Below are 19853 nucleotides of genomic sequence, written 5' to 3'. Positions count from 1 at the left end.
GGATTTATGGGAAAGGTTTATTTAATTGGAGGTGGCCCAGGATCACCAGACTTAATAACATTAAGAGCTATAAAGGTTTTAAGAGAATGTACAGCTATACTTTATGACAGATTATCTGGTTCTGAAATATTAAAATATGTAAATAGAGATGCAAAACTTTATTATTGTGGAAAAGAGCCAGGATGTCACTATAAAACTCAGGAAGAGATTAATGATACCTTAGTTAAATTAGCAAAAGAAGGACATATTGTTGGAAGAATTAAAGGTGGAGATCCATACATATTTGGTCGTGGTGGTGAAGAAGCTTTAGCTCTAATAGATGAAGATATTGATTTTGAAGTAGTGCCAGGTATAACTTCACCTATTGCAGCACTCAATTATGGTGGCATACCTGTAACTCATAGGAAAATTGCCCAAAGTTTTCATGTCTTTACTGCTAAAAGTGCAGCTGGTTTAAACTTAGATTTTGAAACTATAGCTAAATTAAAGGGTACTTTAATTTTTATGATGGGTTATGAACAATTAGGAGGCATTTGCAACGGTCTTATTACTGCTGGATTAGGAGAAGAAACTCCGGTAGCTCTTGTAATGAGTGGAACTACCTCTAATCAAAAGAAAGCAGTAGGAACTTTAAAAGATATAACTGAAATAGCAAAGGAAAAGGGCATATCAAATCCATCTATCATTGTAGTGGGAGAAGTAGTCAAATTCAATGATAAGTTGAATTGGTTTGAGAAGTTACCTCTATTCGGAAGAAATATTTGCATAACTAGGAGTAAAGCTCAAAGCAGGGAAATTGGCGATGAATTATCTAAATTAGGAGCTTCAGTTACAGAAATAAATTCTATTGCAATAGAACCTAATCCTGAAAGTATTAAAGCTATTGAAAATAAATTAGAAGACTATAAGTATATATTATTAACTAGTATTAATGGAGTTGAAATGCTATTTAATGCATTATACCATAACAGTATAGATATAAGAAAAATTAAAGGTGAGTTTGTTTCTATAGGAGATGCTACTACTAAAGCTTTAAAAGCTAAGGGAATAATTCCAACTTTAACAGCAGAGGAATTTACAGGTGAAGGTTTATTTAAAGCTATAGAACTAAAGGTTTCATCAGGAGATAAAATATTAATTCCACGCTCAAAAAAGGGGAGAGACTATATTGTAAGTGAACTTCGAAATATTGGAGCTGAGGTAGATGATATACCAGTATATGACACAGTTATTGGTGAAAATCCTAATATAGTTTCTTTTGATAATTGTGATACAGTTGTATTTACTAGTCCTAGCACCGTAGAAAATATGATTACTTTAGTTGGAATAGATAAGGTAAAAGAAAAATCAATTATATCAATAGGGCCTATTACTTCAAAGGCTTTAAATATTCATCAATTATCCTATACACAATGTGATAAAATTGGAACTCAAGGTATTATAGATACCTTAATAAAATAAATTTTTTTAAAGACTGAAAGGTAGGTGTATCATGGTCTTGCATTAATAGGCCATGTTTATTATGTTCAAAAGATATAGAAGATTAAGAGAAACTAGTGCAATAAGAGATATGGTACGTGAAACTATTTTAAATAGTAATGATTTTATATACCCAATTTTTGTGGTTGAAGGAGAAAATATTAAAGAAGAGATTCCATCTCTGGTAGGGAATTACCACTGGTCTTTAGATAGATTACCAGAAGTTATAGATGAAGTTATTGCTACAGGAGTAAAAGGTATAATCTTATTTGGACTTCCGGATGAGAAGGATGCAATTGCTTCTTCAGCTTTCTGTGAAGAGGGTATAGTTCAAAGAGCAATAAGAAAAGTCAAAGAAATCTCTAAGGAATTATTTGTTATTACCGATGTATGCATGTGTCAATATACTTCTCATGGTCATTGTGGAGTTATTAAAAATGAGAGAGTAGATAATGATGAAACCTTAAAGTACTTAGCTAAGATTGCACTTTCGCATGCTAAAGCTGGAGCTGACATGATTGCACCTTCAGATATGATGGATGGTAGAGTTAAAGCCATAAGAGATATCTTAGATGAAAACGGATTTAAGCATATATCTATAATGAGTTATAGTGCAAAATATAGTTCTGCTATGTATGGTCCTTTTAGAGCAGCTGCAAATTCAGCTCCTCAATTTGGAGATAGAAGCAGCTATCAAATGGATCCTGCTAATGGTAAGGAAGCTATGAGAGAAATCGCAGCTGATATTGAAGAAGGTGCTGATATAGTAATGGTTAAACCAGCTATATTATATTTAGACATAATAAAAGAGGCAAGTATGACTTTTAATATGCCTATAGCTGCCTACAATGTCAGTGGAGAATATGCTATGATAAAAAATGCAGGAGAAAATGGATTAATTGATGAAAAAAGAGCTGCTCTTGAAATGTTAATTTCAATAAAAAGAGCTGGTGCTAAATTAATTATCACTTACTATGCATTAGAAGCAAGTAAATGGATTAAAGAATAAATAGATTTAACATAAAAACTCATTGTAATAAAGCAATGAGTTTTTTTATACCACAATAATTAGAAATGAGAATTTAGATATTTGGTATAATGAATAATTTTAAAACAAAATTCATATTTATAAATTATATCATTGATTGTATAAAATTTTAGCAGTATAATAGGTTTGGATGTTTATTAGTAGAAAATAGGGGTGAATATGGATGAATGTTAAAGAAAAAATTGAAAGCCTAAGAAGGGCTATGAAGGAAAATCAATTATCAGCTTACATTATTCCTAGTTTTGATTCTCATCAAAGTGAATATGTAGCTGAATACTTCAAAGCTAGAGCATGGATTTCTGGCTTTACAGGTTCAGCAGGAACTGTAGTGGTAACTCTTAATAGAGCAATACTATGGGCAGATGGTCGTTATTATATTCAAGCTGAAAAGCAACTATCTGGTACAGGAATAGAGCTTTTTAAAATGGGACAACCTAAGGTTCCTACCTTCACAGAATTTCTAAAAAGAGAGCTTAATCCAGGAGATATAGTTGGTTTTGATGGTTCTGTAATGCCTATTGGAATATATAAAACTATGACAGAAACATTTAAAAGCAGAAAAATAAAAATAAATCCAGAAAATGATTTAATATCTCCAATTTGGAGTGATAGGCCAGCTATGCCTAATACAAAGGTGTTTCTTCATGATGTTAAATTTGCAGGTAAATCAGCATCAGAAAAACTTGCTATTATTCGTGAAAAGATGAAGGAAATAGGGGCTGAATATTACGTATTAAGTTCCTTAGATGATATCGCTTGGACATTAAATATTAGGGGAAATGATGTAGAAAGCAGTCCTGTAACAATATCTTATTTATTAATTAGCATGGATTGTGTTAAGTTTTTCATAGATAATAATAAATTAACTGATGAAGTTATAACCAATCTAAAGGCTTCTTCTGTTGATATATTAAAGTATAATGAGATATTCAATAACTTAAAAGAACTTAAAGATACATCTATATTATTTGATCCAAATAAAACTAATGTGAAAATTCTTACCTCATTAAATGAATCTATTTCTAAAATCGAAAAAAGAAATATAACTACAGATTTAAAAGCAATAAAGAGTGAAGTTGAAAGAAGTAACTTTAGAAACTGTACTATAAAAGATGGAGTTGCTATGGTTAAGTTCATAAAGTACTTAAAAGAAAATGTAGATAAAGAAGAAATATCTGAGATGTCAGCCGCAGATACACTAATTAAATTAAGAAGTGAACAAGAGTATTTTGTTGAACCAAGTTTTTCAACTATAGCTGCATATAAAGAACATGCTGCTATGATGCACTATTCTGCTACGCCAGAAAGTAATTATACTTTAAAATCAGAAGGGTTATTCTTAGTGGATTCAGGTGGACAATATTATGATGGAACTACAGATATAACAAGAACGATAGTTCTAGGTGAATTGACTGAAGAAGAAAGAAGAGACTTTACTCTTGTAGTTAAGAGTAATTTAGCTTTAACTATGGCTAAGTTCTTATATGGGGCTACTGGATCTAATTTAGATGTTATTGCAAGAACACCACTTTGGGAAACAGGAATTGACTATAAATGTGGAACTGGTCATGGAGTTGGATTCTTCCTTAATGTTCATGAAGGACCACAAAACTTCTCACAAGTTCCTAATACAGTAGTATTTGAAGAAGGAATGAATGTTACAAATGAACCTGGTGTATATAAAGAAGGTAAGCATGGTATTAGAATAGAGAATTTACTATTTGTTACTAAAGACAATGAAACAGAATATGGGGGACAATTTATGAAGTTTGATGTAGCTACCTATTGTCCTATAGATTTAGATGGTATAAAAATAGATATGCTTACAGAAAAGGAAAAATTGTTCTTAAATAATTATCATAAAGAAGTATATAAATTGTTATCACCTTATCTAAATACAGAAGAAAAAGAATTTTTAAAGAAAGAAACTAGAGAAATTTAAGCTTATATTGCAAATTATTGTTTCATAACTAAAACAAAAATCATCTCTACATAATAGGGATGATTTTTATTATAGCGTTTTAATATTATAGCATTTTAACTATTCCGGATATTATAATTAGTAACATACCTATAAATAAATAACTGAGCATATTAGAATCACGGTTCATGGCAATACCTCCAAACTTACTGTTGTTTATATGTACACTTATAATGTATACGCTATGTAGGAGAAAAAAATACCTAATTAAATAATATAAAAAAATATAATATTTTACTATAATGTGATATAATTATACTTAATACACATGTATATAATAATTTATATATGTTTGTTAATATTATTTAAATTGAGAGGTGATATTTAATGGATTTAAACTGGATTTGGTTTGGATTACTTATTTTTGTAATAGTTGTAGATATAACTACAAGTAGTTTTACCTTTTCATGGTTAGGGTTAGGATTTATTCCTGCTTTTATTGCAGGATATTTTGTAGACTTTACTACACAAATATGGATCGCTTTGATACTGGGAACTATTGCGATTATATTTGGATTAAAGGTATCTAAAAAATATATTAATATAAATCTACCAACTGAAAAACCCTTGGTTGGTAAGTATGAAGATAGAGAGTTTGTATCTGAAGTTAAATTAGATAGTAATAGGGAATGTAGAATAAAAGTTAACGAAGTTTATTGGACAGCTAGAAATATAGGTGAAGATATAAATATTGGGGATACTTTTAAGGTGTTAAAAATTGAAAACAATAAATTGATAATTAAAAAAGGAGTGATTTAAATGGAATTAGTAATTGGTGTTTTAGTCATACTATTTGTAGTTCTAATCATCATAATTTCAGCAGTTAAAGTAGTTAACACTGGTTATAACTATGTTATGGAAAGGTTTGGTCAATTTTATAAGGTCTTAGAACCTGGATGGCATTTAACAATACCTTTTGTGGACTTTATTAGGAAGAAGGTATCTGTTAAACAACAAATACTAGATATACCACCACAAAACGTAATAACTAAAGATAATGTTAATATTTCTGTAGATAATGTTATATTTTATCAAGTTCTAAGTGCAAAGGATGCAGTTTACAACATAGAAAACTATGTTCAAGGTATAATGTATTCCACTATAACTAATATGAGAAATATTTTAGGTGATATGACTCTAGATGAAGTATTAGCAGGAAGAGACCTTATTAACTCAAAATTATTACAAATCGTTGATAATATTACTGATGCTTATGGAATTAAGCTATTGTCTGTAGAAATTAAAAATATTGTACCTCCATCAGAAATTCAACAAGCTATGGAAAAACAAATGAGAGCTGAAAGAGATAAGAGGGCCATGATTCTTCAAGCAGAAGGAGCAAGACAATCAGAAATTGAAAAAGCCGAAGGAGAAAAGAGAAGTAAAATACTTGCTGCTGAAGCTGAAAAAGAAGCTAATATAAGAAGAGCAGAAGGATTAAAGGAATCACAATTACTTGAGGCAGAAGGTAAAGCAAAAGCTATTGAAAAAATTTCAGAAGCAGACGCTGAAGCGATAAGAAGAGTAAATGAAGCTATAATTCAATCAGGAACTAATGAAACTGTTATAGCTTTAAAACAAGTTGAAGCTCTTAAAGAAATGGCTAATAATCCTGCTAACAAGCTTATATTACCAAATGAAACACTATCTTCCCTTGGAAGTATAGCAGCTATTGGTGAAATGCTAAAAAATAATAAATAGTAATAAAACAAAGCATTAGGACACAACCTAATGCTTTATTTTATACATAAATAATTACAATATCTATATTAAATGTTGAATTTATTAAATAAATATTGTAAAAAATTCTATATTAGCATATACTCTTAATACAGTGAAATGAGAAAGTTTATATAAATATATAATTTAAAAGGTAGGTGAAAATTTTATGAATAATTTAAACATTGATTTAGACTTAATGTTAGAGCTTAGCTTATCAGAAACAAGAGGTGAAGGGGAATGTTATTTAAACTTAAATGATGGTGAATTTTCTTACATTCCTCAAAGTATTATAGAAGCATTAAAGGATGAATCCAAATTTGATAAACTTGAAAGTTGGGAAAAGGAATTAGCTACGGAAGCAGAAGATGTTACTATGAACTATAGTGATAATTATCTTTATATTCCACTAATAGATGAAAGTATATTAGTGAATTCCATGAAAAGCTACTTAGATACTTTAAGTCTTAATGACAAAAATGAAATTTATAGTAAGGTTGATTGGTCAAATCCTCTATTAACTTTTAATAGAGTTTTAATTAATAAAGACAAATTAGATGAATTTTATACCTTTAGAGATGAATTTTTAATTAATCATTTAATTGATTGGTTAAAAGAGAACAACATAAGTGTAGTTAAATAGTTTTATAATACAAATAAAAAGACGTAGAATTCTTATTAGAGTTCTACGTCTTTAATCTTAATCTAGAAAAGGAGTTTCTCTTTCTATATATACTTTATGCCAAATTAAGAATATAAGTATTGTCCAAATCTTTCTACTTAAGTCAAATGGACCATTTCTATGATCTTCTACTAATTTAATAGCAGCAGCTTTATTTACAAATTCATCAGCGTTACTATTTTTTATTATGTCCATAGCCCATTGATAAAGTTCATCCTTAAGCCATAATCTTATTGGAACTGGGTATCCCAGTTTTTTTCTATCTAGAGCAGTTAAGAATGGTAATTCTGATTTAAAAGACTCTCTTAATAAGTATTTTGTTACATGACCATTGATTTTTTCATCTGCAGTGAGCTTTGAAGCAACTTTAAACACTTCTTTATCTAGGAAAGGTACCCTAAGCTCTAAAGAATGAGCCATAGTCATTCTATCAGCTTTAACAAGGATATCTCCAGTAAGCCATGTATTAAAATCTACAAACTGCATTTGAGTAATAGGGTCATACTGAGCAGCTCTATCATAGATATCATTCATAGATCGCTTAATTGTATATTTTGACTCATACTTATTAAGTATTCCTTCTTTTTCATCATCTAAGAAGATTTTTGCATTACCCACATAACGCTCTCTCATAGGAGTACAGCCTCTATCAATAAAGCTTTTTCCTCTTGTTCCTTCTGGTATAAGGGATGCACCAGATTTTAAGGCTTTCTTTAAGAAGCCAGGTACATAATCAAACATTTTTAACGAATTAGGTTCATGGTAAATAGTATATCCACCAAATACCTCGTCAGCGCCTTCTCCAGATAAAATAACTGTAACATGCTTAGCTGCTTCTTTTGCTATAAAATAAAGTGGTATAGCTGCAGGGTCTGCTACTGGTTCATCCATATGCCAAATTATTTTAGGTAATTCATTGGCAAATTCTTCATAAGAAACTATTTTACTTATGTTTTCTAGCCCTAGTTTATCAGCTGATTCTCTAGCTAAATCAATTTCACTATATCCATTTCGGTCAAAACCTATGGTAAAGGTCTTTAAGTCCGGCATGTGTTTTTTTGCTAAAGCAGTTACTACAGTAGAATCAATCCCACCTGATAAGAAAGATGCAACAGGAACCTCAGATTGCATATGCAGTTCAACGGAATCTTCTATGGCCTTACGAATTTCTTCCATCTTTTCATCTTTAGGTCCTGGAGTAGGGTTAAACTTGATCGAATAATAGCAACTTATTTCATGAGATTTACCTAATTCTTTCTTTATAATATGACCTGGTTTTAAAACCTTTATATCCTTTAGTAGGGTTTTAGGTTCAGGTACAAATTGGAATGTAAGATAGTCATGAAGTGCTCCATTATCAATATCAACACAGTCGCTATCTGGATTAGCATGAAAACTCTTAAGCTCAGAAGCTACATAAAGTCCAGTTTCATTTTCTGTATAATAAAATGGCTTTATTCCAAATGGATCTCTTCCACCTAAGAATACTTTTTTCTTTCTATCCCAAATAATAAATGAGAACATTCCTCTAAGTTTCTCAACAAACTTATCTCCTAAATGAGTATATAATGTAGCTATTACTTCTACCTCTGAGTTAGTAGTAAAACTATAGCCTTCTTTTATTAATTCATCTCTTAAAGATATATAATTATATATTTCTCCATTAAAAACTATTTCTAATTCATCCTTATAAGAGTAGGGTTGAATTCCGTTTGCCAAATCAAGAATACTTAGTCTTTTAAAACCTAAATAAACATTTTCGTCCATATACTCTCCATCTTGAGTTGGGCCTCTATGTTTAATAACTTCTCTCATATCACGAAGAGTTTCTTTCTTTTCTTCTAGTATTTTAGAATTGCTAAAAAACGTTACAAATCCGCACATCGATAATCCTCCTTAGTGTTTATACACATAAAAATATTTTACAATATATATCTATCTTAATCAATATATTCATTATTATATAATTAGTAGTACCTAACTATTATTTCTATCACATAGTATACCATATTTCTACATGAAAAGTTATATAAGTTGGATAACTTTTCAACCAGGATAAGAACTTTAAAATGGTTGTAATAAAATGTAAAAATAATCAGATAATTATTTTATGGAAAAAAAAGGTAATTAAATATTGTAATAGAATAATAATAATAGAATCAATATGGTATTAATTAAGGGGAGAGAGATTATGAGTAATTGTTGCGGTAAAAATATCTGTTTTTATTATTATGGAGAGGATCATTTGGTGATTAATCTATATAAATACATAAAACAGCAAATAGAAAATAATAACTATGTTTATCTTTATGTAGATGAAGATATATCTAAATTACTTACTAATAATTTAGATTCAAATGAAAGATTAATGATAGAAAATATTAAGATGAGTAGTATATTAATGTCATCCTATAATGAAAATATAAACTCTACGATGATTTCAAAGTTTTTTAGAGATCTTAAAGCCAAAGCCTCAAATTCAGGATTTTGGGGAGGGTGCTTTATAATAGATGGTGCTAAGATATTAAATAATACATGCAATACAATATTTCAAGAATTTATTAAAGCTTTATCTAATATATGCGAAGAGGAACGTATAGATATATTGACATGCTATGACTTTTTAGATTATGTAAATAGAGGAAAAACTATTACTGAAGACATTATGAGAGGCTCTTATAAATACCATGATTATAGGATGTTTGGAAATGAAATTTTACCAATAGAATCCTTTCAAGTAGAGAGTAATATAGTATAGAAAAATTTGGCTATTACATTCTCTTATAGGTAATAAAGTTCTATAGAAAAGAGTGATAAATAAGTCTATTGACACACATAACGGCTATGATATTATATAATTATAAATGACATTGAAATTATTTATATTTAATGTCATAAAGATTTAATTATATCGAGATAATAGTTAGTATATATAGAAAAGAGGAAGAAAAATATGTCAATAGTTAATATAAGTGATAAAGCTACTACTGAATTCTTACAATTTTTAAAGGATAATGAAGTTACCTCAGATACAGTAAGAATTCATTTTGCAGGTATGGGTTGTGGTGGTGCTGTATTTAATCTAGTTTTAGATGAGAAAAAAGATACTGATAACATAGAAGTAGTAGAAGGACTTACATTTTTAGTAGATAAGGGAGTTACTGAGCAATTTGGTGAATTAACAATTCTTTCTGCAGACGAAAATGGTAGAGGTGGGTTCTCAATAGAACCAGAAAAAAAACCAGAAGGTGGCGGTTGTGCTGGTTGCACAAGTTGCGGTTAAATTTAATAAATAATAATTATATTACTGAAAGTGCAGTGTTAAACTTGTTTAATATTGCACTTTTTTTAGTATGTATATTTATTTCAAATAAAATCTATTAATAAATCCAATGATAAATACAATTGACATTCATAGTAATATTTATTAGTGTAATAAATATGTAGATTCATTGACACAATAGTAATGTATCTATAAAACTGAAAAGGAAAAGAGGTAAAGATTATGTCAACAGTTAAAATAAGTGATAAAGCTACCATTGAATTCTTACAATTTTTAAAAGAGAATGAAGTTACAGCAGATACAGTAAGAATTCATTTTGCAGGTATGGGATGAGGCGGCCCATCATTTAATCTAGTTTTAGATGAAAAAAAAGATACTGATAACACAGAAGTAGTAGACGGACTTACATTCTTAGTAGATAAGTCTGTTACTGAGCAATTTGGAGCTCTTACTATTCTTTCAGGTGAAGAGAATGGTAGAGGTGGATTTTCTATAGAGCCTGAAAAGCAAGCTGAAGGTGGCGGATGCTCAAGTTGTAGTAGCTGCGGCTAATGAATAAGTAAAATCTTATATTAAAATAAAAGTGCAATGTTAATTTTATTTAGCATTGTACTTTTATTTTAATATACTTATTTCCATCTATAGAAAACATATTTGAGTATAAAACTTTTCATATTGTTTAAACTAATGGTGACAAATAAGTAGGAGGGAAATATTATGGCAAAAGCAGGAATGAGAAGACCAGATCCAAAAGATTCACATGGTACAGAAAGTAATAAACATAATCACTTTCCTAAAAATGAAGTTCATCCAGTACCAGAACTCCAAGGAAGGGCTAAAACTTCAGATAAAAAATCTAAGCCAATTAGCTATGATGGAAAATGGTAAAATAATGTGAGAATAAAAATAAAGTACACATTATGGTAGCAATTTAAACTAAAAGAATTAATAAGCAGCACTTACTTAAATAAAGAGTAGGTGCTTTTATTATGGTTAAATTACATGGCTTAAAGGATTAATCATTGCTTACTAGACTTTCTTTTTATATCTTTTATATGCTATAATACTATAGAAATTCAAAAGGAAAAATGGAGGAAATAGTAAATGAATGAAAATAATAAGATTGATATATATGGTCTAAATAAAAATTTAAAATACTTTATAGAAACATGGGGTTGTCAAATGGTATAAGTACAGAAGAATTATAAACATAGCAATATCAATACTTAAGATGTATATATAAATCTATTTTCTATACCATTTTTAAATCTAATACACATTACCTTTTTATCTTTAACTATTATTTTATCTATAATAGCATTTAAAAATTCCTTTAACAAATCTCTTCCAACCTTGTTGATTAGGGTCTTAATGTTTATATCTTCTTCCGATAAAACAAGAGCTTTACCTAAAATAAAATTACTTGCTACTAAAATAAAATTATCATTATTAGAATCTGAACTCACATGTTTTTTTAACTCATTATTAACTTCATTTAATTTTTCAACTATTTTATTTTTCTTTATTATATAATCTTTTTCACTAATACCTTCATCATCAAATAGATATAAATCTTCCAGTCTATCAAGCGCTCTCTCATATTTCGACTTTTCTTTTTTAAATCTTTCAATTTCTAAGTCATTATTTTCGTTTTTAGATACTTTTGTAAAAATATTTTTATTTGAATTTGTTAGGTTATATAAATTTTCGACACCATCTATAGCTACTACACCTTTTAACTGCCTTGTATTTAGTAAAATATCATTAAACACTTCAAATTCGACCTTAGAACGTTTCTTTTCAATTTTAAGTAGTGTAGCTATATAATTAAAAACAAACTCTCCTATGAGCTTTTCAGAGGTAGTACGTTGTTCGCAATCAAGATGATTATATCTTCCACTACAACAGTATAGAGAAGGGATATATCCATCCAAATGTGGTTTATCTTGTTTTGCATATAGAGAGTTATGGCATTCCCCGCATTCTAATAACCCGGAAAATAAATGTGTTTTTACATTAGATCTAAATCTAGCGTTATTTCTTAATGCATTTTCATCCATAATACAATTGCATTTTTGCCATAGCTCCTTAGAGATTATAGCTGGATGGTTATCTTCTACCATAATCCACTCATTTTCTTTTTTCTTCTTTTGGTCAATTGAATTTCTATAATTATATCTATATGTACCTTTGTAGAAAGGATTTCTTATAACGTCACTTAAAGTTTTTGTTGTCCAAGAACCATCTCTTTTAGTCTTAACTCTTAGGGAATTTAAAATATTTCTAACTGCAGATGTAGATTGCAATTCTTGATATTTATCAAAAATTAACTTAACAACTTTAGATTCCTCTTCATCAATCACAGGAAATTTGATTTTATTATCCCATTTATAACCTAATGGTACTGGAGCTCCGTTCCATAAACCCTTAGATGCTCTATCTAGCATTATTGCAGTAACTCTTTCGGCAGTAAGTTTTCTTTCAAGTTCTGCAAATACTAATATTATTTTTAACATAGCTTCGCCCATTGCAGAAGATGTGTCAAACTGCTCGTTTTTAGAAATAAAAGTACAATTATACTTTTTTATCTCTTCATACATATCACAAAAGTCTATTAGATTCCTAGATATTCTATCTATTTTCCATACTAACATATGTGAAAACTCGCCTTTACGTATCCTGTTCATCATATCTTGATATCGTGGTCTATCAGTATTTTTAGCACTATATCCAGCATCTTCAAATACCTCATGCTCTTTTGTGTTTAACACATATTCACAATAATTTATTAAATCTTGTCTTTGTAATGGTAAAGAGTCTTTATCAATTTGATGGTGGGTAGAAACTCTTATATATATTGCAACTTTCATTAGTTATTTCTCCTTTAACTTTATAGTTTGAAATGAAAGTAACAGAGTTATTTAACTTTGTTACTTTTCTTTTTTTCAATAATATACTCTATATCAGCTTTCAATGCAGTTATTAAAAGTTCTTCTAATGTACCTTCTTCATAATTACCATTAAATAATTTATCAACATCTTTGATTAATCCTAAATCAACAATTTGCTCAGTAGCTTTTTTTATGCATTTAAAATCTTCTCTAGTATCAATATATTCATCTTCGCCAATTCCATAAAACCAATATTCTTCTGGTTTCTTGCTTTCAGCTACTAATTTAATCATAAAGTTCTTGCTTGGATTCTTCTTTCCGTTTTCTATCATATTATAAAAACTTTCACTAACACCAAGGATTTCAGCGAACTGGTATTTTAAAAGTCCTTTACCTTCTCGGTATTCCTTTAATCTTTGTTCAAACATAGTATTCATCCTCTCTTTCTATAAATAATTATAACAAACTTCACGTTTTTGTAAAGTAGAAATATACGACAAATTTACTAATTAGAAAAGTTTAGCAAACTAAAGTATTCTCGAGAAAAGTAAATCTATTTTAACTAAACGGTTAAAAATCAGAATATTTCAAACTTCACTAATTGGTAAAGTTACGTTACAATAAGGTCAAAGGAGGGGACAACAGTGGGATTAAAGGAATACAGATTAGAGAGTGGACTAAAAGCTTACAAAGTAGCTGAACATCTAGGTATAAGCAGAAAACAACTTAATAATATAGAGAGAGGTTTGTATGGGATAGACAAACTTAAAGAAGAAAAGTTAAGTAAACTTTATGGTAAAGATATTGAAGAAATAAGATGTGCTTACCAAGAAGGGAGATTCAAATGTCAGAAAGAGAAGTTAAGTTAAACGAATTATTGGACAAGTTAGTTCGAGAAAATGAAAAGAAAAATTCACCAAATCAGAGGTGATAATGATGACAAGAGTAGAACAACTTTGGAAGATTTTAAATGATGAAGGTATTTATACTGAAAAACAACTATATGCAGAAATGGACAAAGTAAAAATAGATATAAGTATTTTTACTAATAAACCGGAGGATGAAAATAGCAACTAACAATATTTCAATTTAAGGCAGTAATGCCTTTTATAAAAAACTATCTTTAAAAAATGGACAAACACTACTCAGTATATTCTATGTGTAGAACTAAAGAAATATTACTAAATTATTCAAGCAGCTCCAGTGTGAGGGTAAAGAATTTTTAGGAGGAATGAATATGGAAGATAAAAAAGAAACTGCCCAAGAAGTACCAGTTCAAGAGCAGTCAACAATTTATATTAATTTAGATGAAACTTTCACAAAAGAAGTAATTGAGAAGATATCCGAACTAAATAAACTGTTAAGTCAAGAGCCTAAAATTACTACTTACCAAAATTCTTAAGAGTTTTGTTTAAATCTTTAAAGGATTTATCAATTGACTTTTTATTGGAATTAAAGTTATTTCCTGCTTCTAAATCAATACTCTTTCTACAGAAAGGACAATGTATTGTAGTACCCACTTGATTAAGTTTAATTTTAATAGGGTTTTTGCATAAAGGACAGTTAGCGGAAATTTCTTTATTACCAAAGGTAGAATTAAAATTTAAACCAGCCATAATTACACCCCCTTTCAACAATATTCTAACATTTATTGGGGGATAAAACAAAATAAAGGAGGAATGAGATTGAATAACATTGAGATTTTCAAGAATGAAGAATTTGGACAAGTAAGAGTTTTAACAAGAGATAATGAACCTTGGTTTGTAGGCAAAGATATTGCAGAAATATTAGGATATACAAATTCAAGAAAAGCATTATTAGATCATGTTGAACAAGAAGATAAATTTATTGGAGATGGGGTAACGATTCGTGACTCCATAGGAAGAGAACAATCTCCAGTAGTAATTAATGAAAGTGGACTCTACAGTTTAATCTTAAGTAGTAAATTACCAAATGCTAAGAAATTTAAAAAGTGGGTAACAAGTGATGTATTACCAAGCATAAGAAAACATGGTATGTATGCAACGGATGAATTATTAGATAACCCCGACTTATTAATAGCAGCAGCAACAAAACTTAAGGAAGAAAAGGCAGCAAGACTCGAAGCAGAAAAGCAAAGGGACAAGCTTATACATCAAACTAAGCTATATACAACAAGTGAAATAGCTAAAGAGCTTGGCTTAAGTAGTGCCACTAAGTTAAATAACCTTTTAGCGGATAAGAAAATACAGTACAAACAAAACAGGACATGGCTATTATATTCTAAATATTCAGAATGTGGGTATGTAAGCATAAAGCAAGATGTTTTAGACAATGGACATATAATTTATGATCGTAAATGGACCGGAAAAGGTAGAGATTTTATATTGAATTTATTAGAGGAGGTAATGTAAATGAAAGCAACAGGCGTAGTAAGAAATGTAGACCAATTAGGAAGGGTAGTAATACCAAAAGAGTTAAGAAAAACACTAGGATTTGAAGAAGGTACACCAATAGAAATATTTGTAAATGATGATGAAGTTATCTTAAGAAAGTATGTAAAAGGATGCTACTGTTGTGGCGAAACTGAGAACTTAGTAAGCGAACTTGGTTTAGATTTGTGCCCAGAGTGCTTAAATCTTCTTAATAAAGCTAGAGAAGTATTTAAAAATTGTGAAGATGAAGAAAGTAGAGGTAAATAAGATGGTTAAAAAGGATTTATTAGAGTTTATTGAGAGAGTTGAAGCAAAGGCAGTTAAGAGCGTTAATGAGAAATTTGACAAGAAAATATCAGCAAAGGAAGTTGAAGTTTTAGCTAAATATGAAGATAGTATAAATCTACTTCAAGATACATTCAACAGGTTTTCAGCTAACTTAAGTAATGTCATGGCAGACATGAGAGAAGATAAGGAAGTAGCTTTCCATGGCAATTACAGAATAAATGATGGAATAAATTATTTATCTAATATAAAAGAAAGAATAATTAGGGATTGCGACTTTCAAGGTAAGGTTCAAAAGATTAAAAATACTAGAGATAAAGAAATAGCCGAAGTTAAAGCTAATTATCACAAGGTTTATACAGTTGCAAAGAGTATGTCTAGTGCAAAGAAAATAGCTGATTATCTAAAAGAACTAGGATTTGATATTTCCAGTATAGAGAATGAAGAGGTTACAAGCCTAGTAGCTGATATAGATAAAAGTAAACTATTCGTATGTGGTGAGAACAAATAGAGGTGTTCATATGGAGAAGTACAAGCAAAATCTAAAAGAGTTATTAAAAAGCATATTAGGAGGATTAATGGTATTCGGATTACTTTATCTAATAGCAGATAAGCTTTATTGAAGGAGTTTAACAATGGAAATTAAATTAAGCAAAAGCCAATTTGTAAGTATGATGTGTAAAGACTTAGGACTTATAAAACCAACTAAAAAGAAGGTTGAGAAGAATGAAGCAGATGTGTATATCTACGAAAGGCAAAGCAACTATGGGAGAAGAGATGCAATGCATAAGAAAAGACGTCCAGGTTTTAGAAGTAAATAGGTGCTTAGCTACGGGAATAGCCTTGCACCAAAACAAAAATATACTTGACTTAATATTATCACAGAACACCGATATTGACAACGGAGAGATATACGACACAAGGACAGGCGAAACAATTAGGGGGATAGATGATGTTTGAAGTTAAAGACGAGGTAAGAGTCAAAGGGACTGATATAGAGGGCATTATCACTCGAATAGGACAAACTAGGCTATTGATGATAGATATAACAACTCCACATTCGGCATTTGATAGAAATGTTTTTGGAGAATGGGAGTTAGAAAAAATAGGAGGTAATAAGGATGTTTAATTGGGATGAATTTAGAAACGGAAAAGTTGCCGTAAATTGTGATGCTGAGGAAAAGGCTAAAGAGTTTGTGAAAGAGTGTTTTGGAAGGAATATGGGATGGAGTGGAGGTGCATCAAGGCTTAACACTATGTTTGAATGGTATAAAGAAGACACTTGTTACATTTATAACTTTAATAATAACAATAAATTGACATGGTGCAGAAAATCGTTCTTTGAAGATAGAGATATTAAAATAATCAAATGGGAGAGTGAGAAGATGAAGTTTAAAGTAGGAGATAAGGTCGTGCTATCCAGTGGATGTAGGTGGGGTGATGGTAGTGAATATGAAATAATTACATCATGTAATCTAAATAATGGAAGAAGCCGATATAAGTTAAGTGGTGGTAGTTTGTATTGGTTTGACCATGAATTAAAACACTATGAACCACAAACAGAATTTACCTTCCAAGAGGTTGTTAAAATGAGTGATGGACAAATTTATGAATGTACTAATAAAACTTACAATATACAAACTGTTAAAACACGTAAAAGTGGAGAAATTCTTATAACTTACGCCAATAAAGGTAGACAAGGCATAATAATTCCATATGATTGTAAATTCAAACTTCAAGAACCTAAAAAGAAAGTAAATATATACAGAGTAGAACATGGTAAAGATAGAAAGCAATATGAGTTTATTAGGAAAATAGATAATCAATTGATTTTAGTAAATGACATGGTTGAATGTGATACTAAATACGGAAGATGTTATGGGAAGTGTGTAAATATAGTTCCTAAAGAACTCACTGAGGAAGAATACAAGCAATATAAAGAATGTTGGAGGGCGTAGGATATGGATAAAACAATATCAATTAGAGAAAATAAGTTTTTCACTAGAATCGGAGATAAGGAATCTTTGAAAGTTACAGATAAGGAAACAAACTTCACTAAAAGAGTATTTGGCACAGAAACAAAAGTCTATAAGATTTACAACTCCAAAAATGAATTAATAGCAATTGATATTTTACCAGGCAAAGAACAAACAGAAACAGTTATATATAAGAAAAATAAAGGCTTAACGATAGTTATTATCGAGGATGAAGGGAAGAAGTATAAAGGTGTTGCAAAATGTAACCCATGCGATTTTTTCAACCCTCAAACAGGCTATAACATAGCAAAGCATAGGGCGGTTATAAAAAAGCATGAAGATAAATTAAAAGGATATATGGAGGGTACTAATATGAAGGGTATTAATATTTTTGAAGGAGGACTTGTAAATGGCAGATAATATCAAAAACTTAGTTTTAACAAAAACAAACGGGCAGTTAACCGAGATACTAGAAAAGGAAAGCAAAGCATTTCCAAAAGGATTTAATACCCTTAGATTTAAACAAAACGCCCTTACGGTGCTTCAAGGTGTCGACCTTAATAAAATGGTTGGAAAAGAGTTTGAACTTGCGAGATGCATAGTAAAAGGTGCATATCTTAACTTAGATTTTGCAAATAGAGAATGTTATGTAATCACCTACGGAGGAAATCCCGAGTTCATGACAGATTACAAAGGTGAGGAAAAATTAGTTTATAACTATGCAGTAAGACCAGTTAAAAATATATATGCGCAGATTGTAAAAGAAAATGAAGAATTTTATGTTGAAACTAACGGAGAAAATAAGAAGGTTATTCATAGGCAAGGCTTATCTGATGGAAAGATATTAGGAGCATATGCGGTAGTAATTTATAAAGATGGTACAAGTAATGTTGAAGTTATGACTAGAAAAGAGATTGAAACAGTTAGAGATAAGTTTAGTAAACAGGCAAAAGGCAAGGCTTGGACGGATAGCTTTGGAGAAATGTGTAAGAAAACAGTATTAAGAAGATTATGTAAGCATATCCAATTAAACTTTGATAATTTAGAACAAATGAACGCTTGGAACACTTCTTCTGATGTTGATTTCGCTACAGACATTACAAGCCCTTACTATGGCAAGTCTTTAGATGAAATTAGGGACATGCGACTTAAGGAAGTAAGAGAAAAGAATGAAGCTTTAAAGAAATCTAAAACTGAAGAAGATAACATTCCATTTAGTGATTTACCTATCCAAGATGCAGAAATAGTAGAAGAAGGTGAGTAGGATGGCAAATGGATTTAAGGTTAGGTGTGCAGATATTGGAGATTTCGGAGATTGTTTGACACTTGGGATGACATACGAAGTTCTTGAAGAAAAGTACTATCTTTATGAAATAAAGTGTGATTCTGGCGAAGAGTATTTCTTTCCTAAGTACCTATTTGAAATAGTAGATCATAAAAAGCAGATTGAAAACAAAATGAAATTAATAGATATTTTAAAAGTTGTAACTACAAGCCAAGCAATAAGAATTGGATATCCTCATACAGGTGAAGTTTTTTATCCAGCATATTCTGAATTAAAAAATCTTGAAGAATATGAAGTGCTTGATATAGAAAGCAAGAGTGACTTTTTAGAGATTACTATAAAACCAACAGAGATTTAAGGGGGTTTTAGAATGGTAAAAGTAAAAACAGGTCGTAGATGGAAGAAAATCATAGGTGATAAAGGATTGTATAGTCCACAATTACAAGATGGTAAATACTACATGTTAAATAGTTATGTACATTCTAGGGACTTCTCCGCTGAGATTTACAGGTTCGAGGAGGTTGAAATCGTTGATTAAGACTACTAAGGTATGTAATGTATGCCACAAAGAAAAAAGCCTTAGAGAATTCAAATATCGCAGTAATAAGTGTAACTCTTGTAATACTAGTGTAGGTAATACTAAAGCTTACAACAAGAAAAGGCAACAGATATTTAATATTATGAGGGAATGGCACAAGGATGGCTGTAATAATGATTGTGAAAATTGTGGTTTCCATAGCCATTGTCAAGAGGTTTTGGACGTGCTAAATGATACGAATTGGTCGGAAGGTGAGGAATAGGAAGTGATTT

At 29.9% G+C, this 19853-nt stretch carries 27 protein-coding genes; 23 read left to right on the top strand and 4 right to left on the bottom strand.

The window, feature by feature from the left end:
* Positions 1–6: 6 nt before the first annotated feature.
* The 6 genes from cobA (at position 7) to B2694_RS02185 (ending at position 6870) form a co-directional block, all read left to right on the top strand.
* Entirely contained in the window at positions 7–1461 is a 1455-nt protein-coding gene (cobA, locus tag B2694_RS02210; protein WP_346884382.1) for a uroporphyrinogen-III C-methyltransferase, read from the top strand.
* Between the two features lie 61 nt (positions 1462–1522).
* Positions 1523–2488 (top strand): porphobilinogen synthase, encoded by a 966-nt coding sequence (hemB, locus tag B2694_RS02205; RefSeq protein WP_346884381.1) that lies wholly within the window; start codon positions 1523–1525, stop codon positions 2486–2488.
* Between the two features lie 202 nt (positions 2489–2690).
* Positions 2691–4469 (top strand): aminopeptidase P family protein, encoded by a 1779-nt coding sequence (locus B2694_RS02200; RefSeq protein ID WP_346884380.1) that lies wholly within the window; start codon positions 2691–2693, stop codon positions 4467–4469.
* A 366-nt stretch (positions 4470–4835) separates the two neighbouring features.
* Positions 4836–5267: an NfeD family protein gene (locus B2694_RS02195; RefSeq protein ID WP_346884379.1), complete on the top strand. Its 432-nt coding sequence runs from the start codon at positions 4836–4838 to the stop codon at positions 5265–5267.
* On the top strand, positions 5268–6209 hold the full coding sequence (locus tag B2694_RS02190; RefSeq protein ID WP_150845538.1) for an SPFH domain-containing protein: 942 nt from the start codon (positions 5268–5270) through the stop codon (positions 6207–6209).
* Positions 6210–6396: 187 nt separating this feature from the next.
* On the top strand, positions 6397–6870 hold the full coding sequence (locus B2694_RS02185; RefSeq protein WP_346884378.1) for a hypothetical protein: 474 nt from the start codon (positions 6397–6399) through the stop codon (positions 6868–6870).
* 57 nt (positions 6871–6927) lie between these two features.
* On the opposite strand, the gene asnB is transcribed toward B2694_RS02185, so the two are convergent.
* Positions 6928–8793 carry an asparagine synthase (glutamine-hydrolyzing) gene (asnB, locus tag B2694_RS02180; RefSeq protein ID WP_346884377.1) on the bottom strand — a complete coding sequence of 622 codons (1866 nt, stop codon included), beginning with the start codon at positions 8791–8793 and terminating at the stop codon, positions 6928–6930.
* Positions 8794–9100: 307 nt separating this feature from the next.
* Between asnB and B2694_RS02175 the strand changes: the two genes are divergently transcribed.
* The 3 genes from B2694_RS02175 to B2694_RS02165 all read left to right on the top strand — a co-directional run bounded on the left by B2694_RS02175 (position 9101) and on the right by B2694_RS02165 (position 11080).
* On the top strand, positions 9101–9667 hold the full coding sequence (locus B2694_RS02175) for a hypothetical protein (RefSeq protein WP_346884376.1): 567 nt from the start codon (positions 9101–9103) through the stop codon (positions 9665–9667).
* A 195-nt stretch (positions 9668–9862) separates the two neighbouring features.
* A complete protein-coding gene (locus tag B2694_RS02170; RefSeq protein ID WP_346884375.1) occupies positions 9863–10192 on the top strand; it encodes a HesB-like protein in 330 nt (109 codons plus the stop codon).
* Positions 10193–10909: 717 nt separating this feature from the next.
* A complete protein-coding gene (locus tag B2694_RS02165; protein ID WP_167403110.1) occupies positions 10910–11080 on the top strand; it encodes a hypothetical protein in 171 nt (56 codons plus the stop codon).
* 338 nt (positions 11081–11418) lie between these two features.
* On the opposite strand, the gene B2694_RS02160 is transcribed toward B2694_RS02165, so the two are convergent.
* Positions 11419–13062 (bottom strand): recombinase family protein, encoded by a 1644-nt coding sequence (locus B2694_RS02160; RefSeq protein WP_346884374.1) that lies wholly within the window; start codon positions 13060–13062, stop codon positions 11419–11421.
* Between the two features lie 47 nt (positions 13063–13109).
* On the bottom strand, positions 13110–13511 hold the full coding sequence (locus B2694_RS02155) for a helix-turn-helix domain-containing protein (RefSeq protein ID WP_346884373.1): 402 nt from the start codon (positions 13509–13511) through the stop codon (positions 13110–13112).
* Between the two features lie 216 nt (positions 13512–13727).
* On the opposite strand from B2694_RS02155, the gene B2694_RS02150 reads away from it, so the two are divergent.
* The 3 genes from B2694_RS02150 to B2694_RS02140 all read left to right on the top strand — a co-directional run bounded on the left by B2694_RS02150 (position 13728) and on the right by B2694_RS02140 (position 14485).
* On the top strand, positions 13728–13952 hold the full coding sequence (locus B2694_RS02150; protein WP_346884372.1) for a helix-turn-helix transcriptional regulator: 225 nt from the start codon (positions 13728–13730) through the stop codon (positions 13950–13952).
* A gap of 67 nt (positions 13953–14019) precedes the next feature.
* Positions 14020–14160: a hypothetical protein gene (locus B2694_RS02145; protein ID WP_346884371.1), complete on the top strand. Its 141-nt coding sequence runs from the start codon at positions 14020–14022 to the stop codon at positions 14158–14160.
* 154 nt (positions 14161–14314) lie between these two features.
* Positions 14315–14485 carry a hypothetical protein gene (locus B2694_RS02140; protein WP_346884370.1) on the top strand — a complete coding sequence of 57 codons (171 nt, stop codon included), beginning with the start codon at positions 14315–14317 and terminating at the stop codon, positions 14483–14485.
* Here B2694_RS02140 and B2694_RS02135 read toward each other — a convergent pair.
* Positions 14466–14699, bottom strand: coding sequence for a hypothetical protein (locus B2694_RS02135; RefSeq protein WP_346884369.1), 234 nt, complete (start codon positions 14697–14699; stop codon positions 14466–14468). The genes B2694_RS02140 and B2694_RS02135 overlap by 20 nt on opposite strands.
* A gap of 69 nt (positions 14700–14768) precedes the next feature.
* Between B2694_RS02135 and B2694_RS02130 the strand changes: the two genes are divergently transcribed.
* The 11 genes from B2694_RS02130 (at position 14769) to B2694_RS02080 (ending at position 19843) form a co-directional block, all read left to right on the top strand.
* On the top strand, positions 14769–15476 hold the full coding sequence (locus tag B2694_RS02130; protein WP_346884368.1) for a phage antirepressor: 708 nt from the start codon (positions 14769–14771) through the stop codon (positions 15474–15476).
* Positions 15477–15764, top strand: a complete 288-nt coding sequence (locus tag B2694_RS02125; protein ID WP_346884367.1) for an AbrB/MazE/SpoVT family DNA-binding domain-containing protein — start codon at positions 15477–15479, stop codon at positions 15762–15764.
* Entirely contained in the window at positions 15742–16293 is a 552-nt protein-coding gene (locus tag B2694_RS02120) for a hypothetical protein (RefSeq protein ID WP_346884366.1), read from the top strand. Before B2694_RS02125 ends, B2694_RS02120 begins: the two co-directional genes overlap by 23 nt.
* Positions 16294–16417: 124 nt before the next feature.
* Positions 16418–16603 carry a hypothetical protein gene (locus B2694_RS02115; protein ID WP_346884365.1) on the top strand — a complete coding sequence of 62 codons (186 nt, stop codon included), beginning with the start codon at positions 16418–16420 and terminating at the stop codon, positions 16601–16603.
* 128 nt (positions 16604–16731) lie between these two features.
* Positions 16732–16911 (top strand): hypothetical protein, encoded by a 180-nt coding sequence (locus tag B2694_RS02110; protein WP_346884364.1) that lies wholly within the window; start codon positions 16732–16734, stop codon positions 16909–16911.
* A complete protein-coding gene (locus B2694_RS02105; RefSeq protein WP_346884363.1) occupies positions 16904–17740 on the top strand; it encodes a hypothetical protein in 837 nt (278 codons plus the stop codon). The genes B2694_RS02110 and B2694_RS02105 overlap by 8 nt, the downstream gene beginning before the upstream one ends.
* A 3-nt stretch (positions 17741–17743) precedes the next feature.
* On the top strand, positions 17744–18178 hold the full coding sequence (locus B2694_RS02100; protein WP_346884362.1) for a hypothetical protein: 435 nt from the start codon (positions 17744–17746) through the stop codon (positions 18176–18178).
* Positions 18168–19022, top strand: a complete 855-nt coding sequence (locus tag B2694_RS02095) for a RecT family recombinase (protein ID WP_346884361.1) — start codon at positions 18168–18170, stop codon at positions 19020–19022. Before B2694_RS02100 ends, B2694_RS02095 begins: the two co-directional genes overlap by 11 nt.
* 1 nt (position 19023) lies before the next feature.
* Positions 19024–19401, top strand: a complete 378-nt coding sequence (locus B2694_RS02090; RefSeq protein WP_346884360.1) for a hypothetical protein — start codon at positions 19024–19026, stop codon at positions 19399–19401.
* A gap of 12 nt (positions 19402–19413) precedes the next feature.
* Positions 19414–19581 (top strand): hypothetical protein, encoded by a 168-nt coding sequence (locus tag B2694_RS02085; RefSeq protein WP_346884359.1) that lies wholly within the window; start codon positions 19414–19416, stop codon positions 19579–19581.
* Positions 19574–19843: a hypothetical protein gene (locus B2694_RS02080; RefSeq protein WP_346884358.1), complete on the top strand. Its 270-nt coding sequence runs from the start codon at positions 19574–19576 to the stop codon at positions 19841–19843. Before B2694_RS02085 ends, B2694_RS02080 begins: the two co-directional genes overlap by 8 nt.
* Positions 19844–19853 lie beyond the last annotated feature (10 nt).

Origin of the sequence: Clostridium sp. UBA4395 (genome assembly GCF_002390995.1) — a bacterium.
Taxonomy (GTDB): domain Bacteria; phylum Bacillota; class Clostridia; order Clostridiales; family Clostridiaceae; genus Clostridium_J; species Clostridium_J sulfidigenes.
The sequence above is the reverse complement of the archived record's forward strand: the minus strand, read 5'-3'. Positions and strand labels throughout refer to the sequence as shown.

What these genes read in the sequence shown, in the direction of transcription:
- B2694_RS02185 (WP_346884378.1), top strand. Translation starts at nt 6,397, where the DNA reads ATGAATAATTTAAACATTGATTTAGACTTAATGTTAGAGCTTAGCTTA.
- B2694_RS02200 (WP_346884380.1), top strand. Translation starts at nt 2,691, where the DNA reads ATGAATGTTAAAGAAAAAATTGAAAGCCTAAGAAGGGCTATGAAGGAA.
- B2694_RS02195 (WP_346884379.1), top strand. Translation starts at nt 4,836, where the DNA reads ATGGATTTAAACTGGATTTGGTTTGGATTACTTATTTTTGTAATAGTT.
- B2694_RS02105 (WP_346884363.1), top strand. Translation starts at nt 16,904, where the DNA reads ATGTTTAATTGGGATGAATTTAGAAACGGAAAAGTTGCCGTAAATTGT.
- B2694_RS02190 (WP_150845538.1), top strand. Translation starts at nt 5,268, where the DNA reads ATGGAATTAGTAATTGGTGTTTTAGTCATACTATTTGTAGTTCTAATC.
- hemB (WP_346884381.1), top strand. Translation starts at nt 1,523, where the DNA reads ATGTTCAAAAGATATAGAAGATTAAGAGAAACTAGTGCAATAAGAGAT.
- B2694_RS02095 (WP_346884361.1), top strand. Translation starts at nt 18,168, where the DNA reads ATGGCAGATAATATCAAAAACTTAGTTTTAACAAAAACAAACGGGCAG.
- B2694_RS02100 (WP_346884362.1), top strand. Translation starts at nt 17,744, where the DNA reads ATGGATAAAACAATATCAATTAGAGAAAATAAGTTTTTCACTAGAATC.
- B2694_RS02125 (WP_346884367.1), top strand. Translation starts at nt 15,477, where the DNA reads ATGAAAGCAACAGGCGTAGTAAGAAATGTAGACCAATTAGGAAGGGTA.
- B2694_RS02085 (WP_346884359.1), top strand. Translation starts at nt 19,414, where the DNA reads ATGGTAAAAGTAAAAACAGGTCGTAGATGGAAGAAAATCATAGGTGAT.
- B2694_RS02170 (WP_346884375.1), top strand. Translation starts at nt 9,863, where the DNA reads ATGTCAATAGTTAATATAAGTGATAAAGCTACTACTGAATTCTTACAA.
- B2694_RS02160 (WP_346884374.1), bottom strand. Translation starts at nt 13,062, where the DNA reads ATGAAAGTTGCAATATATATAAGAGTTTCTACCCACCATCAAATTGAT.
- B2694_RS02175 (WP_346884376.1), top strand. Translation starts at nt 9,101, where the DNA reads ATGAGTAATTGTTGCGGTAAAAATATCTGTTTTTATTATTATGGAGAG.
- cobA (WP_346884382.1), top strand. Translation starts at nt 7, where the DNA reads ATGGGAAAGGTTTATTTAATTGGAGGTGGCCCAGGATCACCAGACTTA.
- B2694_RS02115 (WP_346884365.1), top strand. Translation starts at nt 16,418, where the DNA reads ATGGAAATTAAATTAAGCAAAAGCCAATTTGTAAGTATGATGTGTAAA.
- B2694_RS02155 (WP_346884373.1), bottom strand. Translation starts at nt 13,511, where the DNA reads ATGTTTGAACAAAGATTAAAGGAATACCGAGAAGGTAAAGGACTTTTA.
- B2694_RS02140 (WP_346884370.1), top strand. Translation starts at nt 14,315, where the DNA reads ATGAATATGGAAGATAAAAAAGAAACTGCCCAAGAAGTACCAGTTCAA.
- B2694_RS02110 (WP_346884364.1), top strand. Translation starts at nt 16,732, where the DNA reads ATGATGTTTGAAGTTAAAGACGAGGTAAGAGTCAAAGGGACTGATATA.
- B2694_RS02165 (WP_167403110.1), top strand. Translation starts at nt 10,910, where the DNA reads ATGGCAAAAGCAGGAATGAGAAGACCAGATCCAAAAGATTCACATGGT.
- B2694_RS02145 (WP_346884371.1), top strand. Translation starts at nt 14,020, where the DNA reads ATGACAAGAGTAGAACAACTTTGGAAGATTTTAAATGATGAAGGTATT.
- B2694_RS02090 (WP_346884360.1), top strand. Translation starts at nt 19,024, where the DNA reads ATGGCAAATGGATTTAAGGTTAGGTGTGCAGATATTGGAGATTTCGGA.
- asnB (WP_346884377.1), bottom strand. Translation starts at nt 8,793, where the DNA reads ATGTGCGGATTTGTAACGTTTTTTAGCAATTCTAAAATACTAGAAGAA.
- B2694_RS02135 (WP_346884369.1), bottom strand. Translation starts at nt 14,699, where the DNA reads ATGGCTGGTTTAAATTTTAATTCTACCTTTGGTAATAAAGAAATTTCC.
- B2694_RS02120 (WP_346884366.1), top strand. Translation starts at nt 15,742, where the DNA reads ATGAAGAAAGTAGAGGTAAATAAGATGGTTAAAAAGGATTTATTAGAG.